Annotated in this window: 6 protein-coding genes; all 6 read left to right on the top strand. The window is 33.5% G+C overall.

The window, feature by feature from the left end; genetic code table 11:
* Window positions 1-698 precede the first annotated feature (698 nt).
* The 6 genes from QM746_RS09255 to QM746_RS09230 all read left to right on the top strand — a co-directional run bounded on the left by QM746_RS09255 (window position 699) and on the right by QM746_RS09230 (window position 17,845).
* The gene (locus tag QM746_RS09255) at window positions 699-3,695 is read left to right on the top strand and encodes a SusC/RagA family TonB-linked outer membrane protein (RefSeq protein ID WP_414983958.1); all 2,997 of its coding nucleotides are present in this window, start codon (window positions 699-701) and stop codon (window positions 3,693-3,695) included.
* A gap of 4 nt (window positions 3,696-3,699) precedes the next feature.
* Window positions 3,700-5,136, top strand: coding sequence for a RagB/SusD family nutrient uptake outer membrane protein (locus tag QM746_RS09250; RefSeq protein WP_414983957.1), 1,437 nt, complete (start codon window positions 3,700-3,702; stop codon window positions 5,134-5,136).
* Window positions 5,126-7,720: an alpha/beta hydrolase family protein gene (locus tag QM746_RS09245; RefSeq protein WP_414983956.1), complete on the top strand. Its 2,595-nt coding sequence runs from the start codon at window positions 5,126-5,128 to the stop codon at window positions 7,718-7,720. The genes QM746_RS09250 and QM746_RS09245 overlap by 11 nt, the downstream gene beginning before the upstream one ends.
* 740 nt (window positions 7,721-8,460) lie before the next feature.
* Window positions 8,461-10,182: a T9SS type A sorting domain-containing protein gene (locus tag QM746_RS09240; RefSeq protein WP_414983955.1), complete on the top strand. Its 1,722-nt coding sequence runs from the start codon at window positions 8,461-8,463 to the stop codon at window positions 10,180-10,182.
* The gene (locus QM746_RS09235) at window positions 10,179-13,775 is read left to right on the top strand and encodes a DUF5977 domain-containing protein (protein ID WP_414983954.1); all 3,597 of its coding nucleotides are present in this window, start codon (window positions 10,179-10,181) and stop codon (window positions 13,773-13,775) included. Before QM746_RS09240 ends, QM746_RS09235 begins: the two co-directional genes overlap by 4 nt.
* Before the next feature lie 92 nt (window positions 13,776-13,867).
* Window positions 13,868-17,845 (top strand): DUF6443 domain-containing protein, encoded by a 3,978-nt coding sequence (locus tag QM746_RS09230; RefSeq protein ID WP_414983953.1) that lies wholly within the window; start codon window positions 13,868-13,870, stop codon window positions 17,843-17,845.
* Window position 17,846: the final 1 nt, after the last annotated feature.

The raw sequence follows: 17,846 nt of genomic DNA, 5'->3' as shown, positions 1-17,846 counted from the left end.
TTTTCTGTGCGCAATAATAAAATTTTGTTATATTTGTAAAAACATTACATCCAATGATGTAATTTTGCGATACTTCAAAGAAATAAAAGAAGCTATTGCTTAGAATCTTGCTTTTGAAAACTGGTAATTTTTAAATAGAGACAAGATGATAAGCTTGAAGCTCACGACCTAGGCGTGGGCTCTCTTATCTGTCTCATGGTATACCAGTGCCTCAAAAGCTGATTTGTAGAGTTCCATGCCGTTTTCTTTTTTATGCTGTCTGCATTCTTTACATTTTTCTAAGCTGCTTTTCAAAATACAGTATCAAATAGACGGATACAATGGCAGCGCACCATTGCGGCTTTCGGGCTTACACGGGAAACATACATTCAACATTCATATCAAATTTTATTATTGACCTTTAGGAAAGGGAGATGTAATATAATGTCTCCCAACCTAAGGAAGTAAAAAGTAAAAATTTAGAAGTTAGAAGTACAAAGTGGGCTTCGTGAACTTCGTTCGCAGACCTTCGGTTAGTGCTCAGCCTGACAGTTTTCGTGAACTTTGTTCGCAGACCTTCGGTCTGTGCTTAGTCTGACAGGCTTCGTGAACTTATTTGATAGAATATGAGAATGTAAAAAGAAAAAGCCCTTCCTGCAAAGTTTGGCGACAGGAGCAAGGAAGAGCGGCTAGTTTAATAAAAAAACTGAAACAAAATTATGAAAAAAAACCAAATGGAATTGGGCTTTCTCAAAGTAAGCCTGGTTGCCACTATGGTGTTGTATGGTTCAGCCCAAGGGCAAGAAAGAACCATCAAAGGAACGGTAACCACAAACCAAAAACCAATAGCAGGAGTAGTAGTATCACAAGAAGGAAATAACAGCGTAACCACCACCAATTCATCAGGACAATATCAATTTAAAATCACAGGCAATAACGCCATTTTAATTTTTAAACACCCCGATTATTCTGAGACAAGAGTAGAAGTAGGAGAGCAAAATATCCTCAATATCCACTTACAAAAAGAAAAGCAAATAGATGAGGTGATATTGAATGCCGGTTACTACCAAGTGAAAGACAAAGAAAGAACCGGAAATATAGCAAAACTTAGCAATAAGCAACTCGAAAATCAACCTGTAATCAATGTGCTGAGTGCAGCACAGGGAAGAATCTCAGGAGTAAGCATTGTTCAAAATAGTGGAGCACCAGGAGGCGGTTTTGACATTCAGATTAGAGGAAAGAACAGCCTAAGGTCAGATGGAAGCTATCCCTTAATAATAGTAGATGGCATCCCCTTAAATGCTCAAAACAACTCAATCAGCACATTATCTTCGGGAATGCTATCCAAAGGAGAAAGTTCCCCACTAAACAGCATCAATCCAAATGATATAGAAAGCTTTGAAGTATTAAAAGATGCCGATGCTACCGCCATCTATGGAAGCAGAGGAGCAAATGGTGTAGTTCTCATCACCACGAAAAGAGGAAAAAGTCAACGCCTTAGTGCTGAGTTATTGCTAAATACTTCAGTTTCAAAATCCAATCAGTTTATCACGTTTGCAGATACGCCACAATATTTACAGATGCGACAAGATGCTTATCGATTAGATAATATTACCAATTATCCCGCTACAGCATACGATGTAAATGGAAAATGGGACAGCCAAAGAAATACCAATTGGTTTAAAACCCTCATAGGCAAGCCCTATCTGAATATGCAACAGCAACTCTCTCTTTCCTCAGGAAGTGAACAAACGCAATGGTATATGAGTATCCACCGTCAAGAACAAGCTACCCCCTATGGAAAAGACTATGGCTATGAGAGAAAAGGGTTTAATTTGAATATGGTACATCATAGTGCAGACCAAAAATTTAGCATCAGCCCAACGATTTATTATACTTTACAAGACAATAACCTTATAGAAAGAGACCTTAGCACCCAAATTATTCTGAGTCCTAATGCACCAGCATTATATACAAGTACAGGAGCCGTCAACTGGGAAAATAACACTTTTGACAATCCCATTTCTAAATTAGAAAATCAATACAACTCAGAGCTAAAAACCTTATCCGCGCAAGTAAATACCTATTATCAATTATTTCCTAGTATATCCCTAAAACTTAATGCCGGATATACCCAAACCCTTCAGGAAGAAGAGCGAACCAATCCTTCAACAGCCTATAATCCAAGCCTGAATTATACCAGTACCAATAGCATTATTTACTTAGGGAATGTTCAAAGAAATAGTTGGATTGCCGAGCCACAAATCACATGGAATAAAGAATGGCAAAAACACCACGTCAATACCTTAATAGGGCTCACCCTAGAAGAAAAGAAAGACCATCTATTAAGATTGCAAGGCAGTGATTTTGCGTCAAATGATTTGCTTCAAAATATTTCCAATGCCAAAGTTCAAAAAGTAAATGAAGATACAAGAGTACAATACCGTTATTCAGCCTTCTATGGAAGATTTAATTATGACTATTCAGGAAAATATCTCATCAACCTTACAGCAAGGCGAGATGGTTCGAGTAGATTTGGTGCGAACAATAGATTTGCCAATTTCGGAGCCATAGGCGCAGCATGGATATTTAGCAAAGAAAATATCATCCAAAACAACGAAACATTAAAAAAACTATTAAGCTTTGGAAAACTCAGAGCAAGTATAGGAACCGCAGGAAGTGATTTAATTGGAGACTATCAATATTTAGACACCTACACCACAGCAACCTTATTGTATGATGGCGTTGTAGGGATGTATCCATCACGACTCTATAATCCAAATTTCAGTTGGGAGAAAACAACCAAGCTAGAAGCAGCCATAGAATTGGGACTTTTAAAAGAAAGAATAAACATTAATTTTTCATGGTATAGAAATCGTTCAAGCAATCAATTGGTAGGCGTACCTTTAGCTGCCACTACAGGCTTTTTAACCTTACAGAGTAACTTTCCAGCAAAAGTACAAAACACAGGAATAGAGGCAGAGATGAGTGCATCCATTTATAAAAATACCTCTTTTAAATGGGAGTTAAGTGCCAACTTTTCTCTTCCCAAAAGCAAACTTCTAGAATATTACAATCTCAGCAGTAGTTCCTATGCCAATACCTATGTGGTAGGACAGCCCATGAATATTAAAAAAGTATATGAATATAAAGGAGTTGATCCTGTAACAGGAGTTTATCAGTTTAGTGACATGAATGGAGATGGTAAATTGGATACCAATGACCGCCAGAAAGTAGCAGAAATAGGGGTAAAACATTTTGGAGGCATTAGCAACCAGTTCCGTTATCGTAATCTTAGCTTCAGTTTTCTAGTTCAATGGGTAAAACAAAGACAATACAGCATGGATTATAACCTTTCATTACTTGGCATACAAAGAAATATCCCCACCTATATGCTCGACTATTGGACTCCTGAGCATACAGATGCTCGCTACCAGAGACCCACCACTGGAGGAAACTCAGCAGCATTAACCGCTTTTTCGAGATATACCTCCAGTGATGCCGTAATTGTAGATGCTTCTTTTATAAGACTCAATAATGTACAATTGAGTTATAAAATCCCCTTAAAAACAAAAGGGATAGAAAGTCTCACATTAATAGGGCAAGGTCAAAACCTCGCAACGATAACCTCTTATAAAGGGATAGACCCCGAAGGAGTGGGAGTATATCTGCCTTCCATGAAAACATATTCCATCACAGCCATCCTTAAATTTTAAAACCATGAAAAGAATCAATACAGAAAATGAAATAAAAAATCCTTATTCTTTTAAACAAAGATTGCCTATTATTGCCGCAGGAATGCTTTTGGCACACCTTAGCATCTTGCCGCAGAGTTGTGAGAAATTTTTAGAAGTAAGTGAACCTACCAACCAAATCTCTCAAACAACCGTATTTAAAGATAAAAAACTAGCCCTTTCAGCTTTATTAGATGTCTATACCAACTTGCGAGCCAATGGCATGCTGAAAGGTGACTTATATGGTATTAATAACCTGTTGGGATGCTATACTGACGAAATTACATCATATACCAATCAAGCGTTAGATTATAGAACTTTTTATGAACTCAATGTACAACAAAACACCAGTGTTGTAGATGCAATGTGGGTTAATGCCTATAAACAGATTTATGCAGTAAACAATATTATAGAAGGTATAGAAGAAAGCCATGATTATTTAGATGAAAACACCTCTAATCAAATCAGTGGCGAAGCTTATTTTATAAGAGCTCTTTTACATTTTTATTTGGTAAATCTCTATGGAGAAATTCCATATATAGAAACCACCCATTACCAAGATAATCAACTTGCAGAAAGAATACCCATCACAGAAGTGTACACCAAAGTTATATCCGACCTCAAGCAAGCAGAACAACAGCTTCCAGCAAACTATCCCTCCAGCAGTAGAGTAAGAGCCAACCAAGCCGCCGCACAGCTATTGTTGTCAAGAGTTTATCTCTATCAAAAAGATTGGTCTAATGCCAAAGAATATGCTACAAAAGTGGTCAATAACTCCCTCTATTTAATGGAGCAAGACCTCAGTAAAACATTTCTAAAAGACAGTAAAAGTGCTATTCTACAGTGGATGCCAGCAGATGTAGGCATCAATACTTTGGAAGGACAATATTTTACTTTTACAACAATTCCTCCGGCAAATGTAGCCTTGAGTTCATCTTTGCTCAATTCTTTTGAATCTAACGACCAAAGGAAACAAAAATGGATAAAAACACTTAGCAATAGTCAAAACAGCTATAGCCATGCCTACAAATACAAACTCAATAATAAAACCACTACCTCACAAGAATACAGCATTGTACTAAGAGTAGAAGAAGCCTACCTCATTCTAGCAGAAAGCAACAATGAACTCGGGAACACCTTTGAAGCGTTGGCAAATTTAAACATCATCAGAACTAAAGCAGGACTTAATGTATATAGCTCTACATTGCAAAATGATATACGAGTTGCAATTTTTAACGAGAGGCGACATGAGTTTTTTACAGAATTTGGACACCGTTTTTTTGATTTAAAAAGAAGTGGACAGCTAGATAACGTGATGGGCGCTTTAAAGTCCAATTGGAAAACCTATATGGCAGTATTGCCATTACCCGAACGTGAATTATTAGCCAATCCAAATCTAAAACCTCAAAATAATGGGTATTAGAAATATTGTATATGTTTTGATGAGCCTTTTTCTACAGACAAAAATAACAGCTCAAGAACAACAAGCTCAAAAAGCTCAAAAAGCTCAACAAGAGCAAACTAAAGTAACTACCGAAGAGCTTCAAAAGAAAGCCTTCCCCTATAGAAATTGGCATAAATTGATAAATGTAAGTTTAAGTCCTGATGGGAAGTGGAGTTATTTTATCAAAAAATATGATGATGGAAGAACAGAGGGACTGTTGCAAAATACAATGAATAAAGCTATTGCTGTTTTTCCAAATCCTGCTGATGCCTATTTAGACAATCAACATTTTATACTAAGAGACCCATCTGGAAATCTCACCGTAAGAAATTTGTCCAATAGCCAAGAATGGAAAGAAACTCACGTCAAAAAATACATATACCACAAGGGGAATAAAACACTTCTAATACTAAAAGGGGATGAGTTATATTGGTTAGATGAAAAGAATCACCTCTTCAAAAAATATGCAAATATAAAAGAACTGGAAAGCCTAAATACTGAAGATAGATTTATGATTCACCAGAAAGAACAACTCCTACTAGTAAACCTTAAAACCCAAAAAGAAGAAGTAACATTAAACCACACACAACAAGGACAGTTACTCGCAAAAGGGGAGCAAAAGATTGAAAATGAAATTCACAGTCTATTTTTATGGAAAAAAGGACAGGAATATATCCTGCAAATCTATAATGCTTCGGGAGAAAAAATAGTAAATAAAAATATTACTGAAAAGCTAAAAAACTTTAATCGTTTTAAATTTTTAAAACCTCATACTCTTCTTGCAACCCAGTTGGCTTATAAAGACCTAGCATCAATTTCTAATTCAGAAGATGCTACATTGCAAGTAGAAGAATGGAATAGCAATGACAAAGGGCTAAAGCCACTTATAGAAAGGTATAAAAAATCACAGGTTAATGCCCTTTTGTATGATTATAGCAATGAAGAGATAAAAGAAAGCAAGGCAGGTGAAGGGATAACCAGAAGATATATTGTTTTTAATAATAACTATACATTAGAAGTTTTAGATTTAGCAAATGAAGATTTTACAGATGAACACTTGATGCCTAAAATACAACTTAGAAATTTGAAAACCCAAAATATAGAATGGGCAATAGAAAAGACTACTGATTTTTATGTATTAGAAAATGAAAACACCATCTATTATTTTGACCAAGGACATTGGTGGAGCTATCATTGTATTACCCAAAAGACTTCTAACATAACAGAAAAAGCAGAGGAACCTTTCTATTTTTTCAGCAGACAAAGTAAGAAAAATATATATCCTGTAGATAAGCCTTTGTTTTCTAAAAATAGACAAAAAATTTATTTTACGGGAGTTCATAATGTATGGGAATATGACCTTAAAAAAAAGAAATTGCTGAACATAACCCAAAACAAAGACCCTAATCTTCAATATAAAATACAGAAGTTTGGCAGCTCTAAAGTGGAGATGCTCCAATGGTATGATTTGCCTACATTACCACAACAAGAAATAGTATTAAGAGTAAAAACGACAGATGAATTAAAAGAGGGACTCATGGTTTATACACAAGGAAAACTTAAAAGCGTAGAGCCTCTTCAAGGAAGTTCTTTTGAAACAATAGCAATGTCTGAAACAGGCATGAGCTATACTTTTGAAAATGGAAATACTCCTTTTCAAATAAAAAAATATCAATGGATATCTAGTGATTTAAAACAAAAAAAAGCAACCGCAGAAATTTTATATCAGTCTAATCAAGAAAATTTTCACTTTGAAAATTTTCCGAAGACCATAGTTTTAACATGGAATAAAGCAATCTCTGATAAAGAAAACTTTAAAAACTACGCTGCCGTTATCCTTCCGCCACATTACAATCCTCAAAAAAAATATCCCACAATTGTTCATATTTACGAGAATAAAGCCAGAGAATATAAAGATTTTGTTTATCCATCTTGGTACAATCAGCAAGGGATAAATAGAAGTCTTTTGGCAGAGAATGGCTATATTGTTATTTTACCTAGAATTATCTATACCCAAAATGAGCCTGGGGCATCTGCTTTAAGAGCTGTAGAAGAAGCTATAGAAGAAGTTGGAAAATATTACAGTATTGATAAAAGCAAAATGGGTATAGCAGGAGAATCTTTTGGAGGTTTTGAAACGAATTATATCATCACAAAAACCAATAGATTTAAAACAGCTGTAAGTGGAGTGTCTATTGGAGATATAACAAGTTTTTATTTTTCTTACAACATCAATTTTTTGCGTCCAAATATATGGAGATTGACAGACCAAAGTTTTAGATTAACAGGTAATTTCTATGAAATGAAAAATGTTTTTTATGAAAATAACCCTGTATTCAATGCTGAAAAAATTCAAACTCCTTTATTGATTTGGGCAGGAAAAGAAGATTACCATGTGAATTGGAATCAAAGTGTTGCCATGTATCTTGCTCTGGCAAGTTTAAAAAAAGAAGTGAAACTATTGCTTTTTCCAAAAGATGGACATGGGCTTCTAAGAAAAAATAACCAACTGGAATATACTTTTCAGGTAATGAATTGGTGGAATTATTACTTGAAAAATTAAATATCTGAGCCTTGGTTTTAGAATCTAGAACAGTGCTAAGAGAACTTCCGTCGGTACAATGACTCTACAAGGTCTTTCTCCTGAGGTAACAAGGTGAAAAAATAAAAAATACAATCTTATCAATCTTCGGTTATAAATTCATTAATCTTCAATTCTTTTTGGTTAATCTTACGGAGATTTTTTTTAAAATTGATGTGTTTTTTTCTCTTTTCACCATCCTCTTTCTTTTCATTTGCTTCGACAGTTTTGCTCACAAATTCTTTTCACAAATTTGTGTGCATTTAGTTTTTAATTGAATTTCAATTTGTCCTTAAAAAGTTTTTCAAGATATTTCTGACGATAGGAAGAAATCAAAAATCCCAATTTTGCAATTAGCGGCTACGCTTATTGTAAACTTTGGGTACTTTTTGCACTACCCTATTACCGAGGTTTTCTGCTAGATAGGTGAAATTTATCCCCTATTCTATTCTGAGTAAATGTAATAAATCCTCTTCCTATTGCTGAGTATAATGATATTCAGGATTAATATGATGAGCTCAGTAATAAAAACAATTTTTTTATAAAATTCACAAACAATTAATTTTGCAGGAGTTAAAAAAAATGATACATTTGCTTTACTATATTTTTAACCATAAAACGCAAATACGCATTATCAACTAATGTAATAATTAAGCATGAGGAGTTCTAAAGTAACGTCTGTTATTTTGTAATTCTCAAGTTACCTATATAAACAATATTCTATGAAGAAACTCTACATGAGCCTACTAGGTTTGGTAGGAATCCTTGCATGCGCCCAAGAAGTAGAAGTACGTTGGCAAAAAGACATCAAGTCGGCATCGCAGGATTTTCTAAGCCAGCTCACTACTACAATTGATGGACAACACCTTCTATCAGGAAGTACCATTCAAACTCCAAAATCAACCTCCAGCAACGGTCAGTCATCTGCCAATGTTCAAAACAATGGTTATGATTATCATATTGTAAAACTCAACCAACAAGGACAAATTGTTTGGGACAAATACTTTGGAGGCAATAACCACGACTTTTTAACAGCCACTACCTCCACACAAGAAGGAGGATTTTTATTGGCAGGTACGAGCTATTCTACATTAGGCTTACAGAAAAAAGGCAAACAAAAAGGAGGTTCAGATATTTGGGTGATTAAAGTAAATGAAAGCGGAGAAGAAGAATGGCAAAAGACATTGGGAACAAATGTAGATGAAGAAGCCAAATCCGTAATCCAAACCACTGATTTAGGATATTTCATCGCAGGAAATGCACAGATTAAACAAACTCAAAATTCTGAAGGTTTTGGTTCAAAAGATGTATGGTTAGTTAAACTCGATAAAACAGGAAAAGTTTTGAATCAACTTTATTTAGGTGGTAAAGGCTTAGATGAAGTAGAGAAGATTATTCCAACGAAAGATGGCGGCGCAATAGTCGGAATCTATTCCAGAAGCGCTTCAATTGAAAATGGAGAGTTGAAAATTGAAAATAAGACAAGTCCTGATGAAGACCTAAAAGAAGAAACTAATCTAGCCAATAACCAATCATCAACCAATAACCAAAAACTAACAACTAAAGAATCAAATCCCTCCAACCTAATTCCTACCACCTACCAACCTAAAACGACAGAAAACTATGGAGAAGGTGATTTTTGGGTAGTGAAACTGAACAAAGAAGGCAAGGTAGAATGGCAAAAGAACTATGGAGGTAAAGATGATGACCACATCAGAACTTTAGCCAACACAGATGCAGGTTATATTATAGCAGGTGAAAGCAGAAGTGGAAATTCGGGGAACAAAAAATCCAATATCAAAGAAGGAACAGATTTATGGGTAATCTCTTTAGATGAGAATGGCAATGAATTATGGCAAAAGGGCTACAACTTTAAGAATAGAGATGTATTGATGAGTCTTAATACAATAAATGACGTTACAGGTAATAAAACCAAAGGTTACTTATTAGGCGGTTACACCCAAGCAGAAGGCAAGGTTCAAAAAGAAGACGAAACGTTTTGGATGCTGTATATTGATAATAAAGGTGAAGAAATTTGGAGGAAATATGTAGAAGGTAAAGAGAAGAAACAGGAAGAGCGATTGGTAGATGCCAAGCTTAACAATGATGGTACGTACATATTAGCAGGTACCAGCGCCGAAGAACTGGGCAAAGAAAACTGGAAGGTAGTAAAACTGGGAGATAAAGAACTGGAAAAGCTGATAGAAAAGCAAGAGATAAGAATTTACCCGAATCCAGTGGAAGATTATTGCTATGTAGAGATAGGCGTAGAATTTAAAGAAGCCACGATAAGTGTGTATGATATGACAGGTAAGTTAGCCTATCAGACGAAAACGAAGAATAGCGTTACGAAGCTTAACACAGCAAACCTACCCCAAGGAATGTACGTAGTAACCGCCAAAACAGAAAACAAATCTATAACCAATAAAATTGTGAAGAAATGATGAGAAAGATCACTTATACATTAATGACATTTTTTACAAGTATTTTGTTTCTAGCACAAAATAGAGAATTGCCAATTAATATACAGTCTCCAAATGCTTCGTCATTAGGTAAATATGGAGATTTATCAATGGATTTAAATACAGGAAGGGCAAATGTAAGTGTTCCTTTATATCAATTAGAGGAAGGGGGAATTCCAATGGTTATTTCTATGTCTTATGATACTGGAGGAGTAAGAGTTAATGATGTTCCAGGATGGGTAGGGCAAAATTGGGCTTTACAAGCAGGAGGAGTTGTAACAAGATCCGTAAGAGGTAAAGCATCTGATGAATTAAATTGGAACTCATCTAGCTATGGATATACAAATGATTGGAAAGGTTATTATTATTATAAAGATGCATTAAATAATTCTAATTGGAATTCAAAATCTTATTTAGAAAGTTTGGCAACGTATGCAACCTCTTATCCAGATTATGAGCCAGATGTTTTTACATTTAATTTTATGGGATATAGTGGTAAATTCTTTTTAGGACAAGATGGCGAATGGAAGGTATCTTCATCTAATAACCTAAAAGTAATTATTGATATTAATGATAAGATACAACCAAATAATTATTATTATGTAGCTTATGGTAATTATAATAATATGCCTTTCCCAAAAGTATTGGGAAAAATTACTATGATTGATGATCAGGGTAATAGATTTATTTTTGGAGATTTAGTAAATCAAAATTCTATCGAATTGACTTTTCAAAATTTTTTTAATCAGATTGATACACCAATTGTCGCTAGTGCATGGTATTTAACAAAAGTTTACAATAAATATAATCAATTAGTTTACGACTTAAACTATGAAAGAGGAGATTATTTAGCTTCTTTTTATAATAGAAACGGTTTCCAGCAATTGAGTTTAACAACAGGTTATTATGCTGGAGGGGGATGTTCTTATGGGAGTACAGATGGTAATAATGTATATGCCAATGGTAATTTAATTATTCCATCCTATTTGAAAAAAATTACTACTTATTCATCTAAACAAATCTTATTTAATTCAACAACTAATAACTCCTTAAAATATGGTGCAAATGATACTCCAATTATTCAGACTTACGATAAATTTAGACAAGATATGCAAAGTGGTTCACAATCTCATTTATGGAATTCATTAGATGATAGTTATTTTTATTATATAAGGAGAGACCAAAATTTAAATGTTTTACCATCAGTAACAGGGGGGAACTTACATATATATCCATACTTAGAAGCATTGAAATGGAGAAAATTAACGGGAATTAATATTTTAAGTTCAGATCAAAGCGCATTGTTTTCCGCAACATTTGATTATAATGACAATGTAAATGCTAGATTACGTTTGGATAAAATTACGATTAATAATTTTGATAGCAAAAATAAACAGGCTTATTCGTTTGATTACAATAATTTTGACTCCTTACCTTTGTTCACGAGTAATAACATTGATCATTTTGGTTACTATAAGTCAACTCCTTTTGTTTTAGATTATAACAATCCTTCAATTCATGAAGCATCTAGAGCAACTGATCCCAATACAGTAGCATATGGAACATTATCAAAAATAACTTATCCCACAAAAGGATATACTAAATTTCTTTATGAACCACATACATACTCTCAGTATGTTGGGAATGATTTAATGCTTAAACAAGAAAACGGAGTAATAGGAGGGGTTAGAATAAAATCAATAATTAATTATGATGGAGTTGGTGCACCTGAAATTAAAAAATTCTATTATGTAACTGATTTGCAGACAAATAAATCTTCTGGTATTTTGCTTCAAAAAAATAATTATTTTATGCCAGACTATAAAATGCCTACTACAGTAGGAGGTACAACTATATATCAAACATATTTTAATATTTCTCCAATTGTTTATTTATCAAATTTAATGGGAAGTACTATTGAATATCCTACAGTAATAGAAGATGATGGTAAAGGAACTATAGTTAATCATTACTCTTCATTTAATGATTATCCAGATTTTAAAAATGACACATATATAGCACAAGATAGAAATAAATTTGATCCTCATACAGAATATGGATATAAACGAGGTAAAATTAAACAAAAGCAATATTTTGACAATCTAGGAAATAAAATTAGACAAGAGGATTACAGTTATCAAGATAATAATAACCAAAACGTTAGAGGATTTAGTTATACTTCTATTGCTCCTTGTTCTGGCGCTACTAATGCTCCAATTATTAATGGATCTTCTTATAATATATATTTTTCTGACTTTGATGTCATTAGCAAAAAAGTTACAAATTATTTTTCTGGCAACAAAAGTGTCGAAGAAACTGAAAGTTATGAATATGCTAAAAATGACAATTTTGGGGATAATTTTTTAACTTCAAAAACAATTTCTACATCAGATAAAGTTGTAAAAGAGTCATTTATTTATCCTTTTCAAAAAAGTGGTTCAATATATACATCATTATTGGATAAGCGTTATCTTTCAGTAATACAAAAAGACACTTATTTGAACGCAAAAAATATAGCCAGAGAGATATCTAGTTATGACTTTAAGCCCATTTTAAATCAATCAACAACCATTTTGGCTTCTTCACAAAATAATCAGATAAATTTAAATTCAAATGAAGAATTTAATAAGGTTAGTTATGACTTATATGATGATGTTGGAAATATTTTACAGTATACAACACAATCTAATATACCTGTATCATTAGTGTGGGGATATAACAAAACACGTGTAATTGCTAAGATTGAAGGTGCTACTTATAGTCAAATCAAATCTTATATTTCAGAAATTGTTAATACATCTAATGATGCAATGATAACTTCAAATTATAACAATGATGATTTAATTTCTAAACTTAATGATTTTCGAACTAATTCCAATTTAAAAGATTTTCAAATTACAGCATATACCTATTTTAAAGGAGGAATTGGTCTTAAAACAATAATACATCCATCTGGTCAAAAAGAGAACTACGTTTATGACAATAGAAATAGATTACAAAAAATTCTTGATTCTAATAATAAAATTGTCAAGGAATGGGATTATAATTACAGTTCTTTAACCGTGTCAGATATTTTCTTGAGTACACAAAAAAAACAAACATTTACAAGAAATAATTGTGGATCTAGTGCCATAGGAGGAGTTTATACCTACATTGTTCCTGATGGGAAATATATTTCTTATTCCAGTCAAGCAGCTGCGGATCAAATGGCACAGAATGAATTAGATAATAATGGACAAAATACTGCAAATGCTAATAGCATATGTACACCATTTAATTGTCCTATTTCTTTTTATTTTTCTGGAGGAGGATATGTTACCGTCCAAAATAATAATTATTATAAAGTTACTCTTTCATTCGATACAGGCTCGAATTCAAATAACTTGCCTTGGACTACTGGAGTTTTAGTTGCAAATATACAGGGAACATGTACACCTTTAACAGATTATAATTCTTATAATGGACAAATATATTACACCATCAAAACTAACGGTGATATTATTTTAAGATCACACAGTGGAGTCCTTCCTAATAATACAATTTTTAATTATCCTTTGGTTTTCCCTATAAACTAAATTTTGTTAATTAATTTTGAGATACATAAGATATGAGAAATCAGTTCAAAAAAATATTAAGCTTTATATTGACATTTATTATTGTAGTAATTATGAATGCTCAATTTGGTGAATTTGGATCAGCAGTGCTTATACAAAAAGACGCAATTGACAATTATTATAATTTATCAGGAAGCGGTTCTAATCTAATTGGAAATAGCTCCTTTACAGGAAACTTAGGTACTTTTACACAAAATAGTGGTAAACTTTCTATAAAAGGAGCCAATATTAAAACTTGGAAAGAATATTCTGCGAATGTTTGTGGAGCAACTTTGTATTATACAATTTACAAGGAGAATGAAAGACCTTTATCCCCTGTATTTAGTCAAATTGTATTACCATGGAAGGAGAATTGTTCAGGAAGTAGTTATCCTTCAGGAGGTCAATGTAGTAACCCAAGAGATCAAAAATGGAGTGAATCAGCTCAAAATATTGATCTAAGTAATCTTTCTCCTGCAAATTACATTTTAGAAGTATACATTTCTTTTAATGGGTCTATAAATACTGGTAATGGATGTGAAACTACTTACTATGTAGGAAACTATGGGAACAATTATAAAATGAGTTTTTCAATTGTTTCAGCGAGTAGTGGATCAACAGGTACTATAAGTTCTAGTGAGAATTATATATATAGCCGAACTTATTTAGAACCCACTTTAACTTCAGATGATACCAAAAAACAGATGAAGACAATCCAGTATTTTGATGGTCTGGGAAGACCAAAACAAAACATTGCAATTAAGACTACTCCACTAGGTAACGATTTGGTAACTCCGATAGAATATGATAATTTTGGTAGACAAGTAAAAGATTATTTACCCTTACCACAGTCTTCATCAAGTAATGGAGAACTCATTAATTCTCCTGAGATTATTTACTACACTAATGATTTTTCTGGAGCTAGACTATATTCTGAAAAAAAACTAGAGTTATCACCTCTAGATAGATTGCTTGAAATTGGGCATCCTGGAACGGATTGGAATATTGGGACATCTCATACTCAGAAATTTGAATATACCGCAAATGAGGATAATGAAGTCAGAAAATATATTGCTAGTTTTAATTATGGCACTTTTACAGGGAGTCTTTCTATAGCACCAACGACAGACATTAATGCAAGCAATGGTTATTACAAATCCAATCTGTTATACAAAAACAAAGTAACAGATGAAGATGGCAATATTTCTACAGAATTTAAAAATGGACTAGGACAGACTATTTTAGTAAGAAAAAATGATGGAACAAACGATATAGATACTTATTATATATATAATGATTACAATCTTTTGGCGTATGTGATCTCACCTTTAGCAGCTGAAAGTTTTAAAAATTTGAGTGAGGGAACAATAATAAGTTCCACAAACGCTACAGATTTAAATAATCTATGTTATCAATATAAATATGATGGAGAAAACAGATTGATAGAAAAAAAACTTCCTGGAAAAGGCTGGGAATATATGGTGTATGATAAGCAAAATAGATTAGTAGCCACTCAGGATGCTAATATGAGAGCAAATAATCAATGGTTATTTACCAAATATGATAAATTAGGAAGAGTTGCTTATACAGGTATTGCTACAGGAGGAGATAGAACATTAGAACAATCAAATGCAAATACGGCAACACTTAATTATGTAGAAAGAAAAACTTCAGTTAGTTTTACTCAAAATGGATTGGGAGTATATTATGGAGAGCCAACAGGAGGAACATCTTATCCTATGTCTTTCACAACACTTCTTTCGGTTAATTATTACGATCAATACCCCGCAGATTTAGTCACTGTTCCAACCAGTATCCAAGGTGAAACTCTTTTATCTGCTGCCTTTCAAACAACTGAGCAAAGAAGTACTAAATCATTACCACTGGCAAGTTTTGTAAAGAACATAGATACTGATAACTGGACAAAGAGCTACACCTTCTATGATTTAAAGGCAAGACCGGTGGGAACACACAGTTATAATTACCTGGGAGGTTATACCAAAACAGAGACAGAGTTAGATTTTGCAGGTGTACCTCAGAAAACCTACACCTATCACAAACGCCTCTCTACTGATACAGAAATTGTTATCAAAGAAAGATTTGAATATGATGGTCAGAATAGATTGGTAAAACATTGGCACAACGTAAACAATGCAGCTAATGACGAACTCCTTACATTTAATGAGTACAATGAGCTAGGGCAATTAAAAAATAAAAAAGTTGGCAATACTTCTACTACACCACTGCAAACTGTAGATTATACATACAATATACGTGGTTGGATGACACAGATTAATGACCCAGCTACACTTGGGACAGACTTATTTGGGTATAAAATAAATTACACCACATCATCTAACCTCACTCTTGCACCCGCTAAATACAATGGTAACATAGCAGAAATATTTTGGAAATCAACTAAAGATGGTGTACAGAGAAACTACCTCTATGATTATGATGCCCTCAATAGATTAAAATCTGCCAACTTTAGAACACCATTAGCTTCTAATCCGGAAACTGATTTTTATAATGAATCTCTCACTTATGATGTAAATGGTAACATTACTAGCTTACAAAGATATGGCAGACCTTCATCTGGAACTACGGCACTAAAAATAGACCAACTCTCTTACAACTACACGGGTAACCAACTCTCCAAAGTAGTAGATGCTACAGGTAATGCAAGTGGCTATCCGTATTTTGCTACGCCCAATCTGATAACGTATGATGCCAATGGTAATATGTCCAAAAATTTAGATAAAAATATTTCTGCCATATCATATAATTTTTTAAATTTACCCAATGCAATTACGCAGACAACAAGCAGTACCAGTTATCTTTACAGAGCAGACGGCGTAAAAGTAAAGAAAACATATGGAACAAAAGTAACTGACTATTTAGATGGTTTTCAGTATGAGAATGCTGTATTGCAGTTTATGCCAACCGCTGAAGGTTATTATGACTTTGCAAATAATAGATACACATACAATTACACAGACCATTTAGGAAATGTAAGATTGAGTTATGCAGACAGCAATAAAAATGGTGTAATAGACCCGAGCACAGAGATCATTGAAGAAAACAACTACTATCCCTTTGGTTTAAAACACGAAGGATACAATAATCTAGCTGGAAACCAGAGTTATAACTACAAGTACAACGGCAAAGAACTCCAGACTGAGACAGGAATGTATGATTATGGCGCAAGGTTCTATATGCCTGATATTGGTAGATGGGGCGTGATTGACGGAAAATCTGAAAAATATTTTTCATTGTCTCCTTACCATTATGCAGGAAATAACCCGATTATGTATTTAGATGTTGATGGAAATGAATTTACAGAGGATGCTTGGAAATGGGTTAACAAACTAATAGCCGATATAAATTCTAGACAGGCAAGCAACAATAAAGACATTGCTAAATACGAGGCTCAAATAAAATCAGGAAAATATGGATTTTTGGGTTCGGAAAAAACTGCAAGAAATGCAATTGCCAGATTACAGGCAAATAATGCAGAATTAGAAACAACGAGAGGCGAAACGGCGACTTTGGCTGCTTCTAGTCAGGTTTATGATGTTGTTTCAGATAGTGGTGGAACAGAGAGAGATGTATTAGGTAATTCTACAACTACAAATCAAACTACCTTTAATAGTGATAATAATAGGGTTCAGTTAACAACTTCTTCAGGAACTGATTTAGGTCTTTTTGCTCACGAACTAAAACATATGTATCAATTTGAAACGGGACAAACTTCTTTAGGATTAACTAAAAACCAAGGAGGTTCGTATTTAAAAGGTGGAAATATGTTGTTTTATGATTTATCGGACGAAGTTGATGCTTATAAAAGAGGTGCGTTATTTGGGCAAAGAGAGAATATAACTTCTGTTGCGGATGTTTTAACAAAGGGAATATATGATTCAAGGATCCCTTCAGGTCCAATAAATGCGGCTAATCATCCTGATGCTACAAAAATTCAACAAAATCCTCAATCAATTTCTAATAAATATAATGCTGCTTTTAGAATAAATGGAACAACATATAAACCACAATAAA

This window comes from Cloacibacterium sp. (assembly GCF_047601505.1).
In the GTDB taxonomy this organism is placed as follows: domain Bacteria; phylum Bacteroidota; class Bacteroidia; order Flavobacteriales; family Weeksellaceae; genus Cloacibacterium.
Note: the sequence above shows the minus strand (reverse complement) of the source record. Positions and strands in the feature narration are given on the sequence as shown.

What these genes read in the sequence shown, in the direction of transcription:
- QM746_RS09255 (WP_414983958.1), top strand. Translation starts at nt 699, where the DNA reads ATGAAAAAAAACCAAATGGAATTGGGCTTTCTCAAAGTAAGCCTGGTT.
- QM746_RS09250 (WP_414983957.1), top strand. Translation starts at nt 3,700, where the DNA reads ATGAAAAGAATCAATACAGAAAATGAAATAAAAAATCCTTATTCTTTT.
- QM746_RS09245 (WP_414983956.1), top strand. Translation starts at nt 5,126, where the DNA reads ATGGGTATTAGAAATATTGTATATGTTTTGATGAGCCTTTTTCTACAG.
- QM746_RS09240 (WP_414983955.1), top strand. Translation starts at nt 8,461, where the DNA reads ATGAAGAAACTCTACATGAGCCTACTAGGTTTGGTAGGAATCCTTGCA.
- QM746_RS09235 (WP_414983954.1), top strand. Translation starts at nt 10,179, where the DNA reads ATGATGAGAAAGATCACTTATACATTAATGACATTTTTTACAAGTATT.
- QM746_RS09230 (WP_414983953.1), top strand. Translation starts at nt 13,868, where the DNA reads ATGAATGCTCAATTTGGTGAATTTGGATCAGCAGTGCTTATACAAAAA.